Annotated in this window: 19 protein-coding genes and 1 riboswitch; of the genes, 13 read left to right on the top strand and 6 right to left on the bottom strand. The window is 59.8% G+C overall.

Annotation, left to right across the window (positions count from 1 at the left end):
- Nucleotides 1–7: 7 nt before the first annotated feature.
- Both NKF25_RS09070 and NKF25_RS09065 read right to left on the bottom strand, forming a co-directional pair.
- A complete protein-coding gene (locus tag NKF25_RS09070; protein WP_253226358.1) occupies nt 8–1561 on the bottom strand; it encodes an NADH-ubiquinone oxidoreductase-F iron-sulfur binding region domain-containing protein in 1554 nt (517 codons plus the stop codon).
- Between the two features lie 213 nt (nt 1562–1774).
- Nucleotides 1775–2158, bottom strand: a complete 384-nt coding sequence (locus NKF25_RS09065; RefSeq protein ID WP_253226357.1) for a PaaI family thioesterase — start codon at nt 2156–2158, stop codon at nt 1775–1777.
- 54 nt (nt 2159–2212) lie between these two features.
- Between NKF25_RS09065 and NKF25_RS09060 the strand changes: the two genes are divergently transcribed.
- From NKF25_RS09060 to NKF25_RS09040, 5 genes are all read left to right on the top strand, one after another.
- On the top strand, nt 2213–2977 hold the full coding sequence (locus NKF25_RS09060) for an enoyl-CoA hydratase/isomerase family protein (protein WP_253226356.1): 765 nt from the start codon (nt 2213–2215) through the stop codon (nt 2975–2977).
- 439 nt (nt 2978–3416) lie between these two features.
- On the top strand, nt 3417–3866 hold the full coding sequence (locus NKF25_RS09055; RefSeq protein WP_253226355.1) for a universal stress protein: 450 nt from the start codon (nt 3417–3419) through the stop codon (nt 3864–3866).
- Nucleotides 3867–4076: 210 nt separating this feature from the next.
- Nucleotides 4077–5249, top strand: coding sequence for a TrkA C-terminal domain-containing protein (locus tag NKF25_RS09050; protein WP_253226354.1), 1173 nt, complete (start codon nt 4077–4079; stop codon nt 5247–5249).
- 124 nt (nt 5250–5373) lie between these two features.
- On the top strand, nt 5374–5673 hold the full coding sequence (locus NKF25_RS09045; RefSeq protein WP_253226353.1) for a DUF211 domain-containing protein: 300 nt from the start codon (nt 5374–5376) through the stop codon (nt 5671–5673).
- Complete coding sequence (locus NKF25_RS09040; protein WP_253226352.1) at nt 5666–6265, top strand: VIT1/CCC1 transporter family protein; 600 nt, start codon at nt 5666–5668, stop codon at nt 6263–6265. Before NKF25_RS09045 ends, NKF25_RS09040 begins: the two co-directional genes overlap by 8 nt.
- A gap of 124 nt (nt 6266–6389) precedes the next feature.
- Here NKF25_RS09040 and NKF25_RS09035 read toward each other — a convergent pair whose 3' ends face one another.
- Entirely contained in the window at nt 6390–7454 is a 1065-nt protein-coding gene (locus tag NKF25_RS09035) for a zinc-dependent alcohol dehydrogenase family protein (RefSeq protein ID WP_253226351.1), read from the bottom strand.
- Between the two features lie 149 nt (nt 7455–7603).
- On the opposite strand from NKF25_RS09035, the gene NKF25_RS09030 reads away from it, so the two are divergent.
- The 4 genes from NKF25_RS09030 to NKF25_RS09015 all read left to right on the top strand — a co-directional run bounded on the left by NKF25_RS09030 (nt 7604) and on the right by NKF25_RS09015 (nt 13311).
- Complete coding sequence (locus NKF25_RS09030; protein ID WP_253226350.1) at nt 7604–9127, top strand: aldehyde dehydrogenase family protein; 1524 nt, start codon at nt 7604–7606, stop codon at nt 9125–9127.
- A 199-nt stretch (nt 9128–9326) separates the two neighbouring features.
- Nucleotides 9327–9956 carry a helix-turn-helix domain-containing protein gene (locus NKF25_RS09025; RefSeq protein WP_253226349.1) on the top strand — a complete coding sequence of 210 codons (630 nt, stop codon included), beginning with the start codon at nt 9327–9329 and terminating at the stop codon, nt 9954–9956.
- Nucleotides 9957–10183: 227 nt separating this feature from the next.
- The gene (locus tag NKF25_RS09020; protein ID WP_253226348.1) at nt 10184–11707 is read left to right on the top strand and encodes an aldehyde dehydrogenase family protein; all 1524 of its coding nucleotides are present in this window, start codon (nt 10184–10186) and stop codon (nt 11705–11707) included.
- 359 nt (nt 11708–12066) lie between these two features.
- Nucleotides 12067–13311, top strand: coding sequence for a cytochrome P450 (locus tag NKF25_RS09015; RefSeq protein ID WP_253226347.1), 1245 nt, complete (start codon nt 12067–12069; stop codon nt 13309–13311).
- A gap of 43 nt (nt 13312–13354) precedes the next feature.
- Here NKF25_RS09015 and NKF25_RS09010 read toward each other — a convergent pair whose 3' ends face one another.
- On the bottom strand, nt 13355–13999 hold the full coding sequence (locus NKF25_RS09010) for a TetR/AcrR family transcriptional regulator (RefSeq protein ID WP_256487761.1): 645 nt from the start codon (nt 13997–13999) through the stop codon (nt 13355–13357).
- 184 nt (nt 14000–14183) lie between these two features.
- Here NKF25_RS09010 and NKF25_RS09005 point away from each other — a divergent pair, with 184 nt between their 5' ends.
- Nucleotides 14184–15734 (top strand): MDR family MFS transporter, encoded by a 1551-nt coding sequence (locus tag NKF25_RS09005; protein ID WP_253226345.1) that lies wholly within the window; start codon nt 14184–14186, stop codon nt 15732–15734.
- A 51-nt stretch (nt 15735–15785) separates the two neighbouring features.
- Here NKF25_RS09005 and NKF25_RS09000 read toward each other — a convergent pair whose 3' ends face one another.
- Nucleotides 15786–18470 carry a PEP/pyruvate-binding domain-containing protein gene (locus NKF25_RS09000; protein WP_253226344.1) on the bottom strand — a complete coding sequence of 895 codons (2685 nt, stop codon included), beginning with the start codon at nt 18468–18470 and terminating at the stop codon, nt 15786–15788.
- 160 nt (nt 18471–18630) lie between these two features.
- Between NKF25_RS09000 and NKF25_RS08995 the strand changes: the two genes are divergently transcribed.
- Nucleotides 18631–19299 carry a helix-turn-helix domain-containing protein gene (locus NKF25_RS08995; protein ID WP_253226343.1) on the top strand — a complete coding sequence of 223 codons (669 nt, stop codon included), beginning with the start codon at nt 18631–18633 and terminating at the stop codon, nt 19297–19299.
- Between the two features lie 137 nt (nt 19300–19436).
- Here the strand turns inward: NKF25_RS08995 and sod are convergent, their stop codons facing one another.
- Nucleotides 19437–20039: a superoxide dismutase gene (sod, locus tag NKF25_RS08990; protein ID WP_253226342.1), complete on the bottom strand. Its 603-nt coding sequence runs from the start codon at nt 20037–20039 to the stop codon at nt 19437–19439.
- A gap of 184 nt (nt 20040–20223) precedes the next feature.
- Here sod and NKF25_RS08985 point away from each other — a divergent pair, with 184 nt between their 5' ends.
- The gene (locus tag NKF25_RS08985; protein WP_253226341.1) at nt 20224–21210 is read left to right on the top strand and encodes an alpha/beta hydrolase; all 987 of its coding nucleotides are present in this window, start codon (nt 20224–20226) and stop codon (nt 21208–21210) included.
- 107 nt (nt 21211–21317) lie between these two features.
- Nucleotides 21318–21382: riboswitch (Fluoride riboswitch) on the top strand.
- A 136-nt stretch (nt 21383–21518) separates the two neighbouring features.
- Nucleotides 21519–22949, top strand: a complete 1431-nt coding sequence (locus NKF25_RS08980) for a DUF6062 family protein (RefSeq protein ID WP_253226340.1) — start codon at nt 21519–21521, stop codon at nt 22947–22949.
- The last annotated feature ends 87 nt before the right edge of the window (nt 22950–23036 follow it).

Raw genomic sequence — 23036 nt, 5'->3', positions numbered from 1 at the left:
CTCGTCGTTATCGTTTCCCACGACACGCACCGCTCGGGCATCGGCCTTCCGCGTGTGCGCGGAACTCGGGTTCGAATTCGTCCATCGCGGTCGTCACCGGCCGCGATGCGTCCTTGCCGAACTGGCAGATACTCGTCTCTCGCATCGTGCGGCCGAGTTCGCGGAGCATGTCGTCCTTGAACTCGCCGGAATAGACATCCCGCACGAGGTTCGTCAACTGTTTCGACCCTTCACGGCACGGGACACAGCGCCCGCAGTTTTCCTCCTCCGCGAACTTCGCCCGCGTCCCGGCGGTGGCAACGGCACATCGGGATTGGTCGAACAGTTCGACAACGCCGTCCGTCCCGAGGTGCGCACCGGTTAGCGCCGGTGCGCTCGGCGTGTGGTCGAGCGAGCGCGTGACGCCGCCGAACTGGCCGCCGACGCAGGCCATCTTGAATTCGCTATCGAGGCTCACCGCATCCTGAACCGTCTCCAAACTCCCGCCGGTCGGGAGTTCGAGCGTTGCAGGTGCAACCACGTCACCCGTAACCGTCACGAGTCGGGTTCCGGGGTCCGCATCCTCCGCATCGAAGGCGTCGGGCGAGCGCAGTGCGTGGCGTACTTGCGCGAACGTCCGCGGCGTATGGACGATGGTCGGCCGCCCGTACAATCCGTATTCGCCGGGCGATGGCGGGCGGAGACGGGCCTCCAGTCGGTCGTTGCCCTCCAGCGCTTCGAGAGCCATGGTCGGTTCCGCCGCCATGTACCTGTCGGGGGCCTCGGCCGTTCGAATCGTCACGTCCTCGCCGACATCCGTCTCGGAAAACACCTCCATCGCGTCTCGAACGCGCTCGCTGGTGGCGTGGGCCGATTCCGGAACGTACACGATGATGTCCACCGCTCCGACGGCGTGTGCGACGGCCGTCGCTCCGTCGAGAACCGAAATCGGGTCGGCTTCCAGCAGGAGTCGGTCGGTCCCGTTTCGGTCGTCGGTTTCGCCGCCGTTCACGACGACGACGGGGTCACCGTCGGTTTCACGGGCGACGGTCCACTCTTCGTCGATGGGTTCGTCCATCGATGCGTCGCCACGTCCCCGGCCGAGCAAGCCGAGGGTTTCGACTCGTTCGAGGACTGCCTCGGGAGCGTCCGCCGCTTCTTCGGCGACGAATCCGTCGTAGCCGTCCGCTGTCGTCGGGTCCGTCCATCCACAGCGTCCGAGTACGTCCCGGTGACCGACCGCGAGGGGTCCGTCGTCCGGAACCGGAAGTTCCGTTTCCCCTTCGTCGTGTGACACGACAGCATATGCGCCCTCCTCGACGACGGTACCGTCCTCCAGCGCTTCGACGAGGGTCCGGGCGTGTTCGGGCGTACAGTTCGCATGAAAGGCGGTCGTTCCGTCGTTCGTAACCGCTGCGAGCGGTGTTATCTCCTCGATTCCAACCGGGCCGACGTTCACCACAGCGACCGTTTCCGCCGTGTCGCGTGCACCATCGAGCACTATCTCCGCGTCCTCGCGTCCCGCCCCATCCGAGACGCGAAGAATGGGTGCATCGGGTGCAGACGAATCAGAAGTTCCCATTCCCCATATACTGGCACTGCCAGTGGATAAAAGATTATGACCAAAATACCGACAGGATGATGAAAAATGCGTCGTCGAATACGGTCACCGTGACGTCGTCAGAACGGCGGTTCGAGTTCCGACTTGGACTCCTTTCGTCGGACGATGACGACCGCAATGACAGCCGCGAGGGCGAGCAACGTAATGAGTGCTGAGTGACATCGCTTCATCGTCTCACCCCGTTTTGTAGACGCCGCGTGCTTCCGCGATGTGTTCGCCGTCCTCGTCGTAGACGTTCACATCGACGGTTCCGACGTCGCTCCCGTTTCGCACCACGTCGGCCTCGGCGCGGAGGTCACCCGTTCCCGCGCTGAGGTAGTCGATTCGCATGTCGATGGTCGGAACCGGTTGATCGTTGAGCGACACCAGCGCCGCGCCGCCGACCGTGTCCGCGAGGGTGAACGCGACGCCGCCGTGGGCCATGAGTCGGTCCTGATTCCACGAGAGTTCCTCGCGCATTTCGAGTCGCCCCTCGGCGTGTCCATCCGCCGCTTCCGTCACCTCGACCCCGAGGAGGTCGGCGAACGGCATTCCTTCGAAGAACGCTTCGATGTCCATACCACGATTGCACACGGGAAGTAATTAAATGTGCTTGGGGCGACCCTCTCCAGTATGCACGTTTCCGACGACGACGGCATTCGGACGATAACGTTTGACCGCCCCGAGGTTCGAAACGCCTTCACGCCCGAGGCGGCTGGCGAACTCGCCGAAATCCTCGCCGAGAGCGACCCGAAGAAACACGACGCGGTCGTGTTGACGGGCGAAGGCAAGGCGTTCAGCGCGGGTGGCGACATCGAGTCGATGGCCGAGCGCGAGGAGAACGTCCGAGAAGCTTATGAACGCGTCCGCGACACGCTCTCGCGCGTGGTGGAAGAAGTCCTCACCGCGCCCGTTCCGGTCGTGGCGAAGGTCAACGGCGACGCGGTCGGTGCGGGAATGGCGCTCGTCACGGCGGCGGACTTCGCCTACGCCACCGAATCCGCGCGGTTCGCGGCGTCGTTCATCAACGTCGGTCTCATCCCCGACATGGGTGGAACGTTCATCCTCCCACGACTCGTCGGTCTACGAAAGGCGAAGGAACTCGCCTTCACCGGCCAGCTAATCTCGGCCGAGGAGGCGGCCGAGTTGGACATCGTGAACGGTGCCGTCTCCGAGGAGCAACTCGACATCCGCGTCGAGGAACTGACGAGCCAACTGGCCGACCAGCCGACCCACACCATCGCGCTCGGCAAGCAGGCCCTTCACGAGAATCTGGGTAAAGACTGGCGCGAAGCGCTCGACTACGAGACGATGGTTCAATCGCAGGCCTACGACATGCCCGCTCACAGGGAAGGCGTCTCGGCGTTTCTGGAAGGTCGGGAACCCGACTTCGAGTGAACCGCCCCGAACGGGTACCTCGTAGTCGGCGGATCTGTCCGGATTTTGTGAATTCTGTCCATCATATTCTCGTGATAGGCTGTCGAACGTCGAACTGATAAACTTCATTTCGCTCTATGAAATTGCATCTGTCTCGATATTCCTCGTTCGGGGTTCCCAAGGGTATCTTTTGGAAGATCGAACTGAATTTTGCATCGGGAAACGGTTCACCCTCGTATTTCGTGGTGTGAGATGTTACGGGCGATTGGGACAGGCGGACTCCATCGCCCTTCTCTTACATTCATGTACACAGCATACCGATTCTCGTCATTGGATTGATGGTTCTCGGTGGGAAGTCTCGATCCGTATCGAACTCACATCCGCTGTCCGAGGACGGGTTACGGATGGTTCTCTCGCGCGAGAGAGTAGCATTATTTTGCTTGAACGTGACTTATTACGTATGTACGAGCGAATTCTTGTGCCGACCGATGGGAGCGATGGGGCGGCCAAGTCGATGACGGAAGCCTTCGATCTCGCTGAGGAGATGGGAGGGACGATTCATGCACTCTATGTCATCGACACACGGAATTACAACACGCTCTCCGATACGAAATGGTTGACCCTCGAAGACGAACTATCGGAGATTGGCGAGCAAGCGCTCGAAGATGTCGAAGCGCAAGCCACCGCGAGAGGGATTCCAGTTAAAACGTCGATCGAGCGTGGAATTCCGCACGAAGAAATCCTCTCCTATGCTACTGACATCGACGCGGACGTTATCGTGATGGGGACTCACGGTCGGAGCGGCTTACAACACTTCCTCATGGGAAGCGTCACGGAAAAGGTCATCCGAAGCACGGGTCGCCCCGTCTTGGTCATTCGAGGAATGGACGACGAGAGTACGAAGGAATAGTCGTACTAGGCTACTTCTCAACTGCTCATTCGGTGCTCGCGTAAGAACAGCGAGGTTCCCGCGCGATTCGACTTCCTCCGTCTACCGAGGACCGTCCTGGGCCCCTTCCGTCGGAAGAGGCGTACCTTGTTTACCGCGATTTTGAGAAAGAACGTTTACGCACGAACCCGTTTTCTATTACAGTCTCGTAGGGACATCGAGAGGATCACCATGGCTGGATTCGACCCAGCGGATTCGTCCGAACCTCGGAACGTGAAATCGTTGGTTCAGGAGATGAAAGACCGATCCGGATTGTTGCTTGACCTCGCGTATTCAGCAGTTCTACTCGTCGATCAGGATGTGACACCGATCGTGTTCGATCTCGTCGACCGGATCGATACACTCGAACTGCAAGCGCGGATGAGTCTGTTGCTCGCCGCGCGCTCGCCATCGGATGCCGAACAACTCGCTCCAGTTCTCGGGATTATCGATGCCGTCGATGACGTTAGCGATGCCGTCGCGGAGATCGTCACCATCCTCGACGACAGAGAAACGCCGTCGGATCTCCGTAGTGTCGTCCCAGCCACAGCACCGATCGTCGTTTGGCAGACAGTAGGAAGCGACACACTGATCGGAGAGAAATCGCTCGGCAGCGTCCGTTCCGAAATCGGACCGGACATCAGCATCGTTGCGATTCAACGCGATGATGCGTGGATCTTCGATACGAGGGCCGATATGGAGCTACTGAGCGACGATGTACTGTTTCTTCGCGGGACACGTGAGACGTTGCAGAGAACCGGCCAGGTACTCGAATCGGGTCCGAGTTCATCAGCCCAAATCGATGACGTCGATGTCGCTGCTCGGATCATAGTCCGAATGAAACGTTTGGCAGAACTCGCAGTCGGTCTTGCATATGGGTGCATTCTCTACGACAGTCCGAATCTCGCAGCCGAGGTTCAACGGTTGGGCCGAGAGTTACGCGACTGCCAAACTCTCCTTGAAGACTGGACGCTCCGAGCCGCCAGACGGGGCACGGAGCCGACTGACGTACGGTGGTTCATCAGTATCGGCGCGTGTAGCCGACTCATCGGCGATGCAGCACTCGAAATGAGCGAAGGAGTTCGTCTCGGTCTCGAAACACCCCCTGTCGTTGGCGAGGCCATTGCAGGGAGTGACGAGCACATCCATCGCGTTACGGTTGATCCACGAAGTGAAGCGGTAGGTGATACACTCGATGACCTCGACCTCACGGATGACGGAGTGGAAACTGTGCTTGCAATTCGTCGTACTGGGGGAGAATGGGTTCTCACCCCAACTGGAACGACGGTTCTCAAACCGAACGATATCCTGCTAATAATGGGAACTCGTGAGAGCGAACGTCGCCCGCTTTCGGGAAAACTATGAAAACACGTGCCTGTAGGCCGATTTGGTTCTCCGCAGACTGCAAGTGGAGGGATGACTCGAGTCCCGGCTACGATACCTGTGTTGTCGACCGAATGTAATTGTAGCGGCATAACGTAGCATAGCTATGGCACCCGTCCGACGAATCGTTCTCGACACGTTGAAACCACACCATCCGACCATCCTTCGGATGGCAGAGGAAGTCGCAGATACGAGCGATGGCGTCTCTGGCGTAAATGTGACTCTCATCGGGATGGACCGAGAAGTCGAGAACGTGAAGCTGACCATCGAAGGGGACGAAATCGACTACTCGAAGGTGAAAGACGCGATCGAAAATCTCGGAGCGACGGTCCACTCGATCGACGAAGCTGTTTGCGGGGCAGAAATCGTCGAGGAGCACAAAACGCCACAAGATCCGCATGTCTGAGCTCGGTAGTCGTCTTCGCACGACGCTGCACGAGTATCGTGAGACGTTCGCCAACGGCGACGTCCGGGCGATTTCGCGGCGCTATTTTATCGCGAATGGGTTCGATATGACGCTGACGAGTATCGGAATCACCGTCGGGGCCTTTCTGTCCGGAGTGACTACCGGCGCGACCGTAGTCAAAGTCGGACTCGGGGCTGGAATCGGGTTGACGACCTCGGCCGTGTGGAGCGTCTGGGAAGTCGAACGTGCGGAAAAACAAGCGGAACTGCACCACGTCGAAAATGCGATGCTTACCGATCTGTCCCGGACGGAACTCGCCGTCCACAACGACCGAGCACGAAAGATCAACGCCGTAATGAGCGGTCTGGGACCGATCGTCGGGTTACTGCCGATTACACCCTACCTTCTCGTCGGGATCGTTTTCTCGATGGTGAGCGCGACGGTCGCATCGGTGAGTATCGGCGTCGGGACGCTCTTCGTCTTCGGAGCGTACATGGGATCGATTTCGAAACAACGGTGGTATACTGCAGGCCTCAGAATGGGCGTCGCCGGAATTTTCGTCGCGCTCCTCAATCTCCTTCTTCCCGGATAACGCATCGTAGGGAGATGGGACGTGCATTACCGACCGATAACTTCTAAATCGGGCGTTTGAGATACTCCCATACTTGCCTACGGATTTGCAGAAACTCACTCAAAAATTGTCGATTGATGGCTGTCTAGCTGAAGTCACTACAGACCGGAATTCCCATCGTATCGTAGTCGCTCATCGCCGCGAGCGTATCCGGAACTTCGTCGATAGAGATGGTTTCCGATACGAGTTCGGTCGGGTCTAGTTTCCCGGTCTTGATCATATCCAACATCTCGGAGTACCGGGACGGTTGGAGACCGAGCGAACCGCGGAAATCGATCTCTTTTGCCACGAATTCGTCGGTCGGCAGCGCCACCTTACCGGCTTCTTCGGAAGTGGTCAGTCCAACCTGAACGTGTCGTCCGCCTTTTTTGAGCGAGTTCACCGCGTTCAGACACGTCGTCTCGATTCCCAACGCATCGACCGAACAGTCGGCACCGCCGTTCGTGATGTCCCGAACTTCCTTTGCGGCGTCGTCGACTTCGCTCGCGTTCACGGTTTCGACCGCGCCGAGGCTCTCGGCTTTGTCGAGTTTCTCGTCGAAGAGGTCGACTCCGATGACGTTCGCACCGAGCGCGTTCGCGATGTGAACGGCCGAGAGTCCGATACCACCGAGGCCGTGAACGACGACATTCTCACCGTTGCCGACATCGCCGCGGTGTGCCATCGCGTGATACGACGTCATGAACCGACAGCCGATTCCGGCGGCCGTATCGGGGTGGATGCTATCGGGCAGTGGGACTGCGTTGATATCCGCGTGTGGAACGTGAACCTCTTCGGCGAACGCACCCGGGGCTTCGTTCATGAAGCCGAGGCCGACGTGGTTCTCACAGATATTTTCGTGCCCGTTCCGGCACAGGTCACATTTTCCGCAGGCGAAATTGAAGGGAATCGCGATATGGTCCCCTTCCGAGACACTCTCGACGTCTTCGCCCACTTCTACGACGGTACCACACGGCTCGTGGCCGAGGACGTGCGGCGGGTCCGGTCGGTAGCCGAACCAGTCCCAATCCCCCTGCCAACAGTGCCAGTCACTTCGACAGACTCCACACCCGTTGACCTCCGCGACGATGCCATGTGATTCGGGCTCCGGTCGTTCGACGTCCTGTACTTGCAGCGGTTCTTGGAATTCCTCGAGTACTACGGCTCGCATTGCACGTCATTGTTTATCATTATATTATAAATATTTGGTGGTGATGCCGTAATTTGGTAGAAATTGTAATGCTAATTCTTTGTATTAGATTTATATGTAACCACTTATGAGAAACAATTATTAAGCCCGGCGAGAGAATCACTGCCACGATGTCGACGGACTCTCAACCAACAACCGACACGAAAACCGAAATCAAACGGCGACACCAGGAGGCCGCGGAAGAACACATTCCATCTCGACCGGGTCAGCTCTATATCGGGGGCGAGTGGGTCGATAGCGAATCCGGCCAAACGTTCCAAACTCGCGACCCGACGACGGGCGACGTCCTCGCCGAAGCGCAAGCAGGCAATGCGGCCGACATCGACCGGGCAGTCGAAGCCGCCTGGGAAGCGTACGATACGTGTTGGTCCGACTACTCGGCGGCGGATCGACAGGGTGTTCTCAGTGAAATCGCGGACCGGGTCGAAGCCAGGAAGGAGGAGTTCGCGACGATCGAATCACTCGACAACGGAAAACCGATTTCGGAGGCGCGAATCGACCTCGACCTCGTCATCGACCACTTCCGTTACTTCGGGGGTGCCGCTAGGATAAACAGCGGGAAAACGATTCCCAGCGACGGCGATCACCAAATCCAGACGCTGCGGGAACCGTACGGTGTGGTCGGCCAGATTATCCCCTGGAACTTCCCGCTCCTGATGGCCGCCTGGAAACTGGCACCGGCCCTCGCCGCCGGGAACACCGTCGTCCTGAAGCCCGCCGAGCAGACGCCGCTCTCGGTCCTGGAACTCATGCGCGAAGTCGATGACGTCCTTCCCGACGGCGTCGTCAACGTCGTTACCGGTTTCGGTTCCGAAGCGGGCGAACCGTTGTCGTGTCACGACGACATCCGAAAAGTCGCGTTCACCGGTTCGACGGAGGTCGGCCGTGGTGTGATGAAGAACGCTGCCGAAAATATCACGGACGTCACGCTGGAACTCGGCGGCAAAAGTCCCGTCGTCGTGTTCCCGGACGCGGATATCCAGAAAGCGGCTCAGGTCGCGCGAATCGGGATGTTCCACAACACCGGCGAGTGTTGCTGTGCGGGAACGCGGATTTTCGTTCACGAGGACGTCAGGGATGAATTCCTCGATGCGTTCGTCGAAGAGGTAGAAAGCCTGACCATGGGCGATCCGCTCCTCGATGAAACGACGCTCGGCCCGAAGGTAACCAGTGATCAGGCCGAACGAACGCTGGATTACATCAAAGAGGCACGCAAGACCGGCGCGGACATCGCGACGGGTGGCGATGCTCCCGACGACGAGGCACTCAGTGACGGGTGTTTCGTCTCGCCAACGGTCCTCACCGATATCGACCACGAGAGCCGACCGGTACAGGAGGAGATTTTCGGCCCCGTCGAGACGATTTTCGAATGGTCGTCCTACGACGAGATGATCGATCTAGCCAACGACGTCGATTACGGACTCGCGGCGGGCGTGATCACCGATGACTTGAACCAGGCTTACAGGACTGCCGAAGACATCGAAGCCGGTAATATCTGGGTGAACACTTACAACGAATTCCCCGCCGGACAACCGTTTGGAGGATACAAACAGTCCGGAATCGGCCGAGAGACCGCGTTCGAAGCGATAGAGCACTACACGCAGACGAAGACGATCAATATCGCTCTCGATTAGGATCGTCGACTCCCGGTCTCCCGATGGCGATCCGCTCTCAGATAGTCACCGATCTTTTTCCCGAGTCGAGAGACGATCACGCCGTACCGACCGGACGGCGACAGCGGGACAGATGGGTAAAAACCCGGTAGGGAAGCCCGAACGGGCCGAAATAGTGAAAAGACATTTAATCCGGAAACCCCATAGTCCTAATAAGACCATGCCTTCTGACATTGAAGAAATCGACGATATTTCTGCTCGGGATATCGCTATTCTCAAAGCCCGTATCGAGCATCCAACCGCTTCCGTGCGTGAGCTAAAGGAACGGTTGGAGGACCAGTACGGGATCTCGCTGTCGCACAATCGTGTGAACGATATTCTTCGTGATCTAAGCGACAAGGACGTGTTTCGGCAGGTTTCCCTATTGAATGAAAGCTTTTTCGAGTACCATCTTTTTCAGATCGCGTTCCATTATCCTAACTTCGAAGACCGATGGGAGGAGTGTTACGACGATTTGATGAACGATCCTCACGTCTTGATGTTCTTCAACGCGGACGATTATCACCACTGGCAGTTTATCGCTCGCTTCCGAAAACACGAGAAAAGCGAGACCTGGAAGCACGAGTTTTTCAAGAAGCACGGCGATCTGATCGCACAGTTCGATTCGAGTTCCCTCCCGGAGATACACAAATTCCGCGACGATACGCAAGTACTCGAACGGATACTTCAGGAAACGGCAGAAGGTCGGAAGTTCATGGAAAACGAGGAGGGGAAAACGGAGGACGGCGGGGAGGACTTCGACGACGACACGGATCGAGTCGTCGCCACTGACGGCGGTGCAGACGACTGATTCCGGGGACGGCGTTTCCGATTGTCTGTATTTTTCCGGTAGTCTGTACTTTTCCTGTTGTACCCTGTATTTCCGTTATCTACTCGTTCGTGATCGATGCGTTTGGAACGACCGGTTGGGGGACGAACGGTGTATCGAGAGATAGCGGCATTCGCGCTCGTCGCCCCTCACATCGACCAAATAGTTATGTAGAACCGTCAAAGATATAGTTAGTAGCCCTTCGAGCAATGTCAACACATTCTAATACATCTTCAAAGCGAAAGCAGGTCATCAAACAACGACACCGAGAAGTCGCAAATGACCTCCTTCCATACTACACTGCTCGACTCTACATCGGAGGGGACTGGGTCGACAGTACGTCCGGACAGACGCTCCAAACGCGCGATCCAACGACGGGCGACGTCCTCGCCGAAGTGCAAGCCGGGAACGAAGCCGACGTCGACCGGGCAGTCGAGGCCGCCTGGGACGCGTACGACGATCATTGGTCCGCATGTTCGCCAGCGGATCGCCAGCGAACGCTGACCGAAATCGCGGATCGTATCGAGGCCCGAAAGGACGACTTTGCACGACTCGAATCGCTCGATAACGGAAAGCCGATCACGGAGTCGCGCAACGATATCGAATTGGTCGTCGATCATTTTCGATACTTCGCCGGTGCTGCTCGTCTCTCGGAAGGAAAAACGATTCCGACGAACGGTAGCAACCACGTTCAGACGATCAAAGAGCCCTACGGGGTAGTCGGACAAATCACACCGTGGAATTTCCCGTTGCTGATGGCCGCATGGAAGTTAGCACCGGCCCTCGCCGCCGGGAATACGGTGGTGTTAAAACCGGCTGAGCAGACCCCGCTGACGATAATCGAGTTCCTCCGGGAAACGGAGGGAGTCCTGCCGCCGGGTGTCGTCAACCTCGTTACTGGATACGGTGCCGAAGCAGGCGCGCCGCTCGTGAGTCACGACGACGTTCGAAAGATCGCGTTTACGGGATCGACGGAAGTCGGTCACGGTGTGATGAAGAACACCGCCGACACGATTACCGATCTCACGTTGGAACTCGGCGGGAAGAGTCCCGTAATCGTGTTTCCGGATGCCGATATAGAAAGAGCGGTACGGATCACGACGAAGGCGCTGTTTTTCAACGCGGGAGAATGCTGTTGTGCCGGAACCCGGTTACTGATCCACGAAGGGATCTACGACCGATTTCTTCCTGCATTCGTGGAGAACGTAGCGGATCTCACCGTGGGAGACCCGCTTCTGAAGGAAACGGAATTGGGCCCGAAAGTGTCGCAAGCGGAGTTGGAGAGGACGATGCGATACATCGGATGGGCACGGGAGGCCGATGCGGACGTTCTAACCGGCGGGGGTGCTCCGAACGATGAAGCGCTCGCTGATGGAAATTTCGTCGCACCGACCGTGATTTCGGGTCTCGATCACGAAAGCAGGGTCGCACAGGAGGAAATCTTCGGCCCTGTCGAGGCAGTGTTCCAGTGGTCCTCCTACGATACCATGATCGAATTGGCGAACGACACGCAGTTCGGTCTCGCGGCGGGAATCATCACGAGCGATTTGGATCGTGCCTATAAGACGGCACGCGATATCGAAGCGGGTAATATCTGGATCAACACCTACAACGAATTTCAAGCCGGGCAGCCGTTCGGGGGCTACAAGCAATCCGGAACCGGTCGTGAGACTGCGTTTGAAACCCTCGATGAGTATACCCAAACCAAGAGCATCAACGTCGGGTTCGAGTAAAATCTCTCGGTGATCAGTTCTTTTCTTTCGATTTTGGCGACGCGGGTAGAACACTACGCGAACGGGTTGTGTATCGATATCACGATGTTCTTCTTGCTTAACGGAGGTGCCGAAGCAACTCTTCGGTTACTACCTCCTGTTCGTGATTTTGTGCCATCGAGGGGAGGAGTGCTATGTCGTTTCACGCGACCACGCTCGTAGAACGCGTGTTTCCGTTTCGTCGTGTTTCGTGCTCGTGTACCAGCGGTTCGTCGTTCCGGTTACGTCGTAGGGGTACGAGGCGTACTCTAGCCAGTGTTGGAGACGTGCGAGTCGAAATACCGGCAACCCTAAGTACCGACCGAACGTTCGGTCGGTCGATGAGCGAAAAATCGAACGAGGTCCGATTGGAACGACCACCGGCGGCGCTCAGTACCGAGGACGCCCGACTCGAACCGTTCGAGTGGTACCGAGAGATGCGCGACGAGAAACCGGTTCGTTTCGATCCGGACCGCGGTGTGTGGGACGTGTTCAGATACGACGATGTACGGTACGTCCTGAAGCAATACGACCTGTTTTCGTCGAATCCGATGGGAAGTCAGTCCGAGGACGATGTCGAACGTGATCAGTCCACCAGTTCGCCGGAAACCATGAGCGAATCGGAGCGCGGTGCGTTCGCTGAGATGTTGATTTCGACCGATCCGCCGAAACACGAACGAATCCGGTCGGTCGTCAACGAACACTTTCAGGCCGACGCGATACGGTCGTATCGTCCACGAGTCGAAGCCATCGCGGACGAACTCGCCTCCGACCTCGAACCGGGGCGAATCGAACTCGTCGAATCGTTCTCCTATCCGTTCCCCGTCGATGTCATCGCGGGCGTGTTGGGCGTCCCACGCGAGGACCGGGCGACGTTCAAACAGTGGTCCGATACGATCACGGGTGCGGCGGACGCATCGATGGACGGCGGGTTGACCCGAGAGGAGGCAGTGATGCGGATGAGCGACTACTTTCAAACGCTTCTCGTGGACCGACGCGAAAATCCGCGAGACGACCTGTTGACCGTCATCGCAACCGCAGGGTCGGAAGAATCCGGGATGAGCCACCCCGAAATGATCTCCCTGTGCATCCTCCTCCTGATCGCGGGAAACGTTACCACGACCAACCTCCTGACGAACGCCGTTTGGTGTTTCCACGAACACGGCCTATTGGACGACGTTCAGAACGGGGAGATTCCTCTCGATTCGGCCATCGAAGAGGTGCTTCGCTACCGCTCGCCGGTTCAACGACAAGAACGTGTCGCACTGCAGGACGTCGAACTCGGCGGGAAGACCATCGGGGAGGGCGAGTACGTCGTCGCGTGGATCGGCGCCGCGAACCGCGACGAACGGAAATTCGACTCGCCGGAGACGTTCGACCCGACCCGTCGGCCGAACGGTCATCTCGCGTTTGGGCAGGGAATCCACTACTGTCTCGGTGCACCGCTCGCGCGCCTCGAAGCGGAGGTCGGGTTTAGGACTCTGTTCGACCGATTCGATATCGTCGACGTCGATACGACCGATCTCAGGCCGTTGGGGTCGGTGGAGATTTACGGCTCGAATCGGCTCCCGGTGACGCTCGAATAGCGTCGTCCGGTCGAAGGCCAATCGCTCTTTTGTGGCGCTCGATTCAGTCGGTATGTAGTCCGTCGATGAACAGGTCGGCATCCTCCCGGACGGATTCGAGGTCCGCGTCGTCCGTCGTCGTCCGTCTGAGGAATCCACCGAGTACGAGCGTGTACAGTGTCTTCGCCGTCCGCTCCGGTTCCACTTCGCGGATAGTTCCTTCCTCGACCGCTTCCGCGATGTCCGAGGCTAATTGGTCCTCGAACACGCGGTCGATTCGGCTGACATGGTCCCGGTACTTCGCATCGTGTATCGCTTGCGTCCGGATGTCGATTAGCGCTGCGAGTGGGTCTTCCTGTTTTACGTCGACTTCGGCGTCCTCATCCTTGTTCTTGGATATCTCCTGTGGAAGTTCTCCGAGCAACAGTCGGTCGATGAGCACGTGGAGTCGCTCCATCGGGTCCGTGATGTCCAGTTGCGTGGCCCGCTCCCCAATTCGTGATAACGCCGTTTCAAACGAGACAAACATGAGTTCGTCCTTGTCATCGAAATGGTGATAGATGGTCGCCTTACTCACATCCGCCTCGTCGGCGATTCGTTGCATAGAGAGGTTGCTATAGCCATTCTCTAATATCCCGTAAAAGACTGCTCGGAGGATTCGTTCGCGTCCGTTAGTCGGCTCTTCGTCGTTCCAAAACTCGATTTCCATGCGTTCCTACCGGACGTTCGGTAGGAGTCCGTTTCAGTGTACCGGTCGTCCGGGTCCAACCGAACGTCCGGTAGTAATGTTTCAAAAAGCATATGTACTGACCGAACGTTCGGTTGGCCGATGACAAAGACGAAATCGTCCCCCTATCCGGGGAATCGCTGCGGTAGTAACGGAGAGAATTACGATGGGTGAGACGGGAACTGCGTCGTCGCTGTCGGACAGGACCAAATACGTCGCGTTCGCGGGATTGGGTCTCTCGATGTTGCTCGGCGGCCTCGACCAGACCATCGTCGCGACCGCGCTTCCGACGATAGCGTCCGAGTTCGGTTCGCTCGACCAACTGTTCTGGGTCGTAACCGCGTACCTCGTCACGTCCACGGCCGTCACGCCCCTGTACGGGAAACTCTCCGACATCTACGGCCGCCGACTGCTCACGCAGATAGCCATCGTTATCTTCCTCGTGGGGTCCGCGTTGTCCGGACTCTCCCAGTCGATGGTACAACTCGCGTTGCTCCGCGGGCTTCAGGGAATCGGCGGCGGTGGTCTCATGGCCATGGCGATGGCGGGCATCGGTGACATCTTCACCCCCCGAGAACGCGGCAAGTACATGAGTTACCTCCAACTCGTCAACGGGTCTGCGCTCATCGGCGGGCCGCTACTCGGTGGGTTTCTCACGGATCAATTCACTTGGCGGTGGATCTTCTACATCAACATCCCGCTCGGGATTATCGCGCTGGCGTTGATTCAAATCGGCCTCGACGTGCCCGTCCCGAACGAGAGCCATCGGATCGACTACGAAGGCGCGGGACTCATCGTCATCGCCGTTTCTGTGCTCGTCGCGCTCACGTCGTGGGGTGGCGACCAGTACGCGTGGGGGTCGTGGCAGATACTCGGACTCGCGGCCGTCGCCGTCGTCGGAACCGTTCTGTTCGTCGTGCAGGAACGCCGTATCGAGGAACCGATGATCTCGCTCGAACTGTTCCGTAACCGGTCGGTCCTTCTGATAACCGTTCTCGCCGTGCTCATCGGTGGGGTCCTGATGGGTGTCGTCAACTACATCCCGGTGTTCATGCGGATGGTTCTCGGAAAGGGCGGAACGAACACCGGACTTCTCCTCATGCCGCTCTTCGTCGGGTTCATCGTTAGTGCGATGACCGGTGGCCAATTGATGAGCCGAATCGGCCGATACAAGTTCATCACCGTCGCCGGATTGGTCGTCAGTTTGGTCGGGTGCTACCTGCTCTCCACGATGGGTATGGATGTCTCCTCGCTTCAGACCACGTTGTACATGTTCGTCACGGGTCTCATGGGGATGACGCTGCCGACGCTCTCTACGGCGATCCAGAACGCGGTGAGCGGTGACGACATCGGCGAAGTGAGTTCGCTGTACAGCTTCGGACGAAATCTCGGCGGCGCGCTCGGCGTCTCCGCGTTCGGTATCGTCTTCAACCGTCAACTAACGGCCGAGCTGCGCGACGCACTTCCGAACGGCGTCGATGTGAGTGCCGTCTCCCAGAGTCCGCAGGCCATCCACCAGCTTTCGCCGCAGTTGCAACAGCAGGTCATGCAAGCGCTCGTGGACTCCTTCCACGCCGTCTTCCTCGTCGGCGTCGGTGTTCTCGGTGTGAGTCTCCTCGTCTCGCTCGTGCTTCCGAACGACGAGTTGAAAGAGGAGTCAGGTGCCGAGATGCGCGCCGCGGCGGACGGCGGTGCCGTCGAGGATGACGACGACTAACCACGACTAACCACGTCTTCTCTGTCGATTCTCGAATTTCCAGCTTCGATCTTACAACCGTTCGACGGTCCCGTTTTTCCCATCGACGCGAATCCGGTCGCCGGTGTGAATCTCCGTCGTCGCATTCGTGACGGAGGCGACCGCCGGAATTCCGTACTCCCGAGCGACGAGCGCGCCGTGCGTCATCCGCCCGCCGACTTCCATGACGAGTCCCGCCGCGTTCAGAAAGAGCGGCGTCCAACCCGGGTCGGTGGACGGCGCGACGAGGATTTCGCCCGGTTCGAGGCTTCCCTCGGACGGGTCGCGGACGACGCGGGCCGTCCCTTCGATCACACCCGCGGAGACGGCCGTTCCGACGAGCGTTCCTTCCTCGACATCTCGATTGGGTGCGGCCGTCGGCTGTTCGCCCTCGCTGGTCAGCAACGGCGGAGCGGTCATCTTCGCGTATCGTTCGTGTGTCCGTCGCCGCGATTCGACGTCCACGTCGAGCGGGACGCCGTCCAACGTGGCGAGGAGTTCATCGCGTCGGAGGAACCAGACGTCGTCCGGACGTTCGAGGCTCCCGCGTTCCGCCAGCGTCTCCCCGACCTCCGAACAAATCTCGTGAACCGCGGCGAACACGCGAGCCATCCCGTGTTTCGGGAACTCCCGGAACGGCATCGCCTTCCGGTAGCTTCGAATCAGGTGACGGACGGCGAGTTTTCGAATCGGTCCCAGTAGTCCGTGGTTCGCTCGCGCTTCCAGTCGGCGTTGGGCGGTCGCCGCGCGACGTTGCAGTTCCGCCAGATGCTCCCGACTTCCGCGTTCCTCGCCGACGTTGTTCCGAATCGTCGAGAGGAGCACCGACGGGTCGTCGCGCCACCGCGGCCGACGCAAGTCGATTTCACCCGTGGCCCGGTGGCCGAATCGGTCGATGAACGAATCGAACGTCTCCACGAACACCTCGCCTCCTCGGAGGGTTGCTATCTCGTCCAGCGACGCGCCCGAATTGAGCGCCGTCTTCACCTCCGGGGCGTTCCCGGCGAGCGTCGCTAACTCCCCGAGTTCGACGTTCATTCGCGTGACGACTTCGTCCTCGAATCCCTTTCCGATGGCGTCCAGTTCGTCCGTGGCATCGGGGAAGGTTCTCCTGAGCAACCGTCCCGCGAGGACGCCCGGAAGGGCGGTCGCCCCTTTCGGTGCGATATACCTCAGGAAGGCGACGATATCGACCTCCTCGAAGATCGCTCGAACCCGTCCGTCCGTCGTTTGCGGCGAGCGGAGTTCGCTCGCCCGTTCCGTTCCCCACGAATCGCTCCACGCCCACAGTTCGTCGAGGTCCGGAACGCCGAACACGAGCGAGTGCACGAACTCGGATAGCGCTTCCGACACGATGGGGAGAAGCGACGGCTTCCCACGTCGAATCGCCTGGAGTATTCGCACCCATCCCGCTCCGACGCCGCGTTCCGGGATGTCGTCCTCCCGCTTCCGTAGAACCTCCCGGAGGCCGTCTGACGCCGGTTCGCTGAGGAACGACAACGCGTTGGGTATCCGCTGTCGGAGCGGCGCGAGTCGAACGAGCGGCGTCAAATCGACGTACACTCGATTTCCGGCCTCGGCGGAGAGACCGCCCGCTTCAGGTGGTCGAAAGCGTGCGGCCCCGCCGTCGATGAACGACCGCCAGAAATCAACGACGAGCGGCGGGAGCGCCTCCGGCATGGCCTGCTGGTGTCCGAAACTCATGTAGACGTGGAGCAGGCCGTCCTCAGGTTGAGGCGAGACGAGCGGAAACAGGGACGTGATGGGACGGGACTGGAGGACGAACAACTCGCCGTCTCGGAACGCCCACTCGATGTCTTGTGGCTCATCGAACAGTCCCTCGATTTTCTCTCCCTGCTCCACGAGTCGATGAACTTGCTCCGGCGAGAGCGCCCGTCGCCCCCGGGAGTCGTCGGAAACGGTCGCCCGTTCGATGCCGCCTTCGTTTCCGGACCGCACCCGAACCGACTTCTCGCCGATGTCGTACGACAGGACGGTGCCATCGCTCCGGTCGACGCGAATCGTATCGGCGGACACCTCCCCGGCGACGATGGATTCGCCGAGTCCGTAGTTCGCTTCGATGGTGGCGACGGTCCTGTTCTCCGTGATCGGGTCTGCAGTGAAGACGACCCCTGCCGTGTCCGCATCGACCATCGCTTGGACGACGACAGCCAGTGCGACGCCCGAACTCGGAACGTCGTTTCGAAGCCGGTACGTCACCGCTCTGTCGGTGTACAGGCTCGCCATGCAATCTCGAACCCTGTCGAGAACGGCCTCGGAGGAGACGTTGAGATACGTCTCGTGCTGACCGGCGAACGACGCGGTCGGGAGGTCTTCCGCGGTCGCACTCGACCGAACGGACACGGTCTCCGCGTCGAGTTCCACCAGCGAATCATCGAGGGCTTTTCGGACGTCGGTGGGGAACTCCGCTTCTCGAATCCGTTCCCGTATCGTCGCGCTCAATTCGGCGATACGGTCCGCGTCCGTCGGGTCGAGTTCGTCCACGGCTTCGATCGCTCGGCGAGTTTCCGGGGCGGTTACGAGGGATCGATACGCGCCCGTCGTCACGCAGAACCCCGCCGGGACGTCGATTCCCGCGTCCACGAGCAGTGCGAGGTTTGCACCCTTTCCCCCCGTTACGGAGGCGTCGATTGCGCTCCCGTCGTCGAACGGGAGGGTAAACACTGCGCTGTCGGAATCCGCTTGTGAGTGATCCATTGGTTTTCTCGTTCGTTGGATCGATAACGGACCCCGTGTCGAATCGCGCCTCGACGGACACCGTTATCGGATATCTATGAGATTATTGGTGCCATGAATTGTAAACCGTTCTCCCGTGTATAGTCGGCTAGTATATACGTGATGGTGAATAGCGTCCCGTATGAAGTACGCTCGGCTCACCGGTACACCGGACCCGGAACGAACGCCGGAAATCTTCGATTTGCTCGCACGGTCGTCGTTCGTGGACGAAGCGCGCCTGTACGACTGGAACCTCTCCAACGACGCAGTTACCGCCCTCCTGGAAGTCGACGGTGAGCGGGAGCGATTTCGGGACGAAGCGGCCGACGTCCTCGGTATGCGGTCGGTCGATACGACGCGGATTTCCGAGCGGAGATTTACGCTCCTCGCCGTACTCGAACCCACCGTCGTTCCGCTGTTGCAGGGGCTCGTCGGAACCATCTCGCGGGAGGGGTTGGTAGTCGCAAAGCCGCTACTCTACCGCGACGGACAGGTTCACGCGCGAATCGTGGGGAGCGCGGCCGTTCTTCAGCGTGCGGTCGACGAATTTCCGGCGGAGATCGCGCTCGAAATCAGCGCGATCGGGGAGTTCGATAGAAGCCGCGAAACGCCACTCTCCGGGCTCAGCGACCGGCAACGGGAGGCGCTCCTGGCGGCGTTCGACCTCGGATACTACGAACACCCGCGACGCGCGACACACGAAGACGTGGCCGCTCGCCTCGACTGTGCGCCGAACACGGCTTCGGAGCACCTCCAGAAAGCAGAAATAAAACTCGTCACCGACGTTCTTCGGTCGGAGTTCGTGCGCTGAGACGGTGGGAGTCCCGTCCGATTCGTGTTCGAACAGACGGCTTCTCCCGAGAAATCCCGTTCGCCGCCGTCTACTTCGACGGAAGGGGTCGGCGGCGAGAGTGCCTACCGTAGTCTGGAATGTTCGTCGTGGTGGCGTTATTCGAACAGTTCGACGGCCTGCCCGTAGCGGTCGGCGGGTTCCTCCCAATCGACGACCTCGAAGAAGTTGTCGATGAAGTCGCCGCGGTCCGGACCGTAGTCGTAGTAGTAGGAGTGCTCCCACACGTCGAGTGCGAGAATCGGGTGGCTACCCCAGAGTGCGCCCTGGTCGTGTTTGTCCACGACGATGTTTCGTAGTTGGTTGCTGAACGAGTCGTAGACGAGGAGTGCCCATCCGCTCGCCGCGGACGCGGCGGCCTCGAACTCGCCCTTCCACGCCTCGTAGGAACCGAAGTCCTCCTCGATACGGTCGGCGAGCGCACCTTCGGGCGCGTCGCCGCCGTCGGGATCCATCGACTGCCAGAACAGGTCGTGCAGAACGTGTCCGCTGCCGTTGTGCGTGACGCTCCGGATGGCTCCTGCGGACGACGAGAAGTCGTCGGAATCGCGGTTCTCCGCGAGCGTTTCCTCGGCGCTATTCCAGCCGTTGACGTAGCCCTGATGGTGGGTGTCGTGGTGCCACGTGAGCACCTGTTCGGAAATGTGCGGCTCGAGTGCGTCGTAGTCGTACGGGAGTGGTGGTAGTTCGTAATCGCTCATCTGTATCTCCATATCCGGGTACGTACAGTGGTAGTATGAGGATTTCCTGTAACGAATTCAAGTAGGATATCTGTCGATTGTGGGTTGCGACGATATCGGAAGTACCGTTCCGAACCGGTCCGAAATAGAACATTCCTGTCGGCTGGCCAACGAGATTATGCACATCGGTAGCATACGACATTCGATGAGTACTACAACTGCAGAGCGACGCGCTCAAGAACTCGATTCCGATGCACAGGCGCTTCTCGATACGCTGGTCGAGGAGGGTGCACCCGACCTGACTCAACTCTCGCCCGAACAGGCCCGCGCACTGCTCGGTGGACTGTTCACCCCCGACGTCAAGCCGGAGTCGGTCGAATCGGTGGACGAACGAAAGATTCCGGCGTACGCCCGGGACATCCGCGTGCGAATCTACGACCCTGCTCCCGACGAGTCGCTTCCCGCCGCCGTCTACTTCCACGGCGGTGGCTGGGTCGCCGGTGACCTCGACACACACGACGGCGTCGCGCGGTCGCTCGCAAACGAGGGGAACTGCGTCGTCGTCTCCGTGGACTACCGATGCGGCCCGGAACACCCCTTCCCGGGTGCCGTCGAGGACGCGTATCTGGCGACGAAATGGACCGCCGACAACGCCGACGAAATCGGAGCGGGCGAGGGGATAGCCGTCGTCGGTGAGAGCGCGGGCGGCAACCTGGCGACCGTCGTCGCACAGATGGCCGTCGAGAACGGGGTCGACGCGCCCGAAATCGAGCACCAGGTGTTGTTCTATCCCGTCACCGACCACTCCTTCGACACGAAATCGTACGAGGAGAACGCGGACGGCTACTTCCTGACCGCGAGAGGGATGGTGTGGTTCTGGAACCACTACCTCCGGGACGACATCGACGGTGCGAACCCGCGTGCATCTCCGCTCCGCGCTACGGAACGGGTTCTCTCGGAACTGCCACCGACGACCATGTTCACCTGCGGATACGGCCCGCTCCGCGACGAGGGGTACGCCTACGCCGAGGCGCTGTCCGACGCCGGCGTCTCCGTCGATCACACCAACTACGACAGCATGATTCACGACTTCGCCAACATGCGCCGCCTCGCCGACCCGTTCCCGGGCGTCGAAGCGGCGGAGGACGTCCGCCAGCGGGCCGGGAAAGCGCTCCGCGGCGCGTTCGACTGAGACCACGGCGACCCCCGAAACGATTCGACGCGAATCAGCTGATTTCGGGGCCCCACGTGACTCATCCCGTCGAACTCCTTATGATCCTCGCAACCCACTAGTGAGACGCTATCGCGGGAGATGGGGTCCTCCTTCAACCGCCACGAAACTGGCTGACGATCCCTGCGAAGGTCGTTCAAAATCATGATGCCAGTTTCGTACGCGGATCGTCGTCGAACCGATTGGCGAGTACCATCCCGAACGCCGCACCGCACGAAGTATCAACGACGGCGTTCGTCGGATGCGCGGTTTCTTGGCGGTGAGTAGCCGTGGGAGAACGAGCATCTACGGTCAGCGAGCGTCAACTCCTTCGGGCGCTCACGCACGACGGATGCCCGGTTTGTGATCACCTTCGAAACCACGAGGCCGAGTTTCGATTCTGGTTCATCGCGGAGCGATACCACCAACGAGAACTGCTCGACGCGCTCACGAACTCGCTCGGCTTCTGTGTCGATCACGGTGAATTGCTCGCCGACTCCCCACGGAGCAGGTCGCCGATGACGTCCGCTCACGAAGTCGTCAGCCGACGAACCCTCTCACGGTTCGAAGCGGGTGAAATCGACCGGACGACGTGGTCGTCACTCGCGACCTGTCCGGCATGCGCATCGTTCGAGCGCGCCGGGGACCGGACGGTGTCGTTTCTCGGACACGGACTCGAAACCAGCGCGGCGGAGTACGGCGACCCCGGTATCGCCTGCTTTCCCCACTTTCGCTCGCTGGCGGCGACGGTCTCGCCGTCGCTCTTTCACACCCTCCTGCCCGTTCAGCGGCGACAGTTCCACGACGTTCGAAAGACGGTTCGCTCGATGCGGGAAAATCCGACGACGGCGACCGATTCCAGCCTCCCCTCCGAACTCGAAACGGCGCTCCAACTCACGGTCGGCCACGACATCCACCCGTCCGCGCTTCCGCCCCCGGACGTGGACCCGAACGCGACTCGGGACCCCGTCGGTGACTTCACAGCCTTGCTCGATTCGGGGGATGGGTGTCCGGTCTGTCTCGAAGTCAGTCGCGCGTGGCAAACCTGGCTCGCGTGGTTGCTACACGCCGATTGCGACGGCGACCGACTACACGACGTGCTCCCGACGTGTCGCGAACACGTCTGGGGATGCGTCCGGTACGGCGATACAGACCTCGCGATGGCCATCGCCGACGCCGCGTCGGACCCGGTCGCCAGGAGACTCACCCGTGCGATGCGACTCCTCGATGATGACCCAGAGTCACGGGAGGACGTATCCGCCACACTTGCTCACATGGACTCGTTGCGACGGTTCGTCCCTCGTCTGCGCGACGATGGGACGACGCGGGCGCGTGAAGCGATACGACGGCCCATTCGGTGTCCGGTCTGTGACCGCATGGAGACGGCACGGGACCGTGCCGTCGAACTGCTCCTCGCGTTGCTCGAACAGCCCCGATTTCGGCGAGCCTTCGAGGACGGCTACGGACTGTGCCTGAACCACTGTAGTTACGTGCTCGCACGGAGTCCGTCCCCCGAAAGTGCGGCGTTGCTGCGGTCGGACGAAGCGGCGAAAGTGGCCCGTCTCCAGTGGGAACTTCGGGAGGCACAACGCAAGCAAGCGTGGGATGTGCGCCCGGAAAGAAAGGGTACCGAACAGCGTGCGTGGCTTCGCGCAATCGCGCGGTTTTCGGGCAGATATACGCCGTTACCCCCGGACGACGCTCCGAGCGGTGAACGGTGAGTTCACTCGGAAGTCCCCATGCCATCAAGGATAGAATGTGTGTTTATTACGTCATTTGATCGCGCGTTTCGCTCGCCAGGATAATAG

The sequence above is a fragment of the Haladaptatus sp. AB643 genome (assembly GCF_024136975.1).
Lineage (GTDB): Archaea > Halobacteriota > Halobacteria > Halobacteriales > Haladaptataceae > Haladaptatus.
Note: the sequence above shows the minus strand (reverse complement) of the source record. Positions and strands in the feature narration are given on the sequence as shown.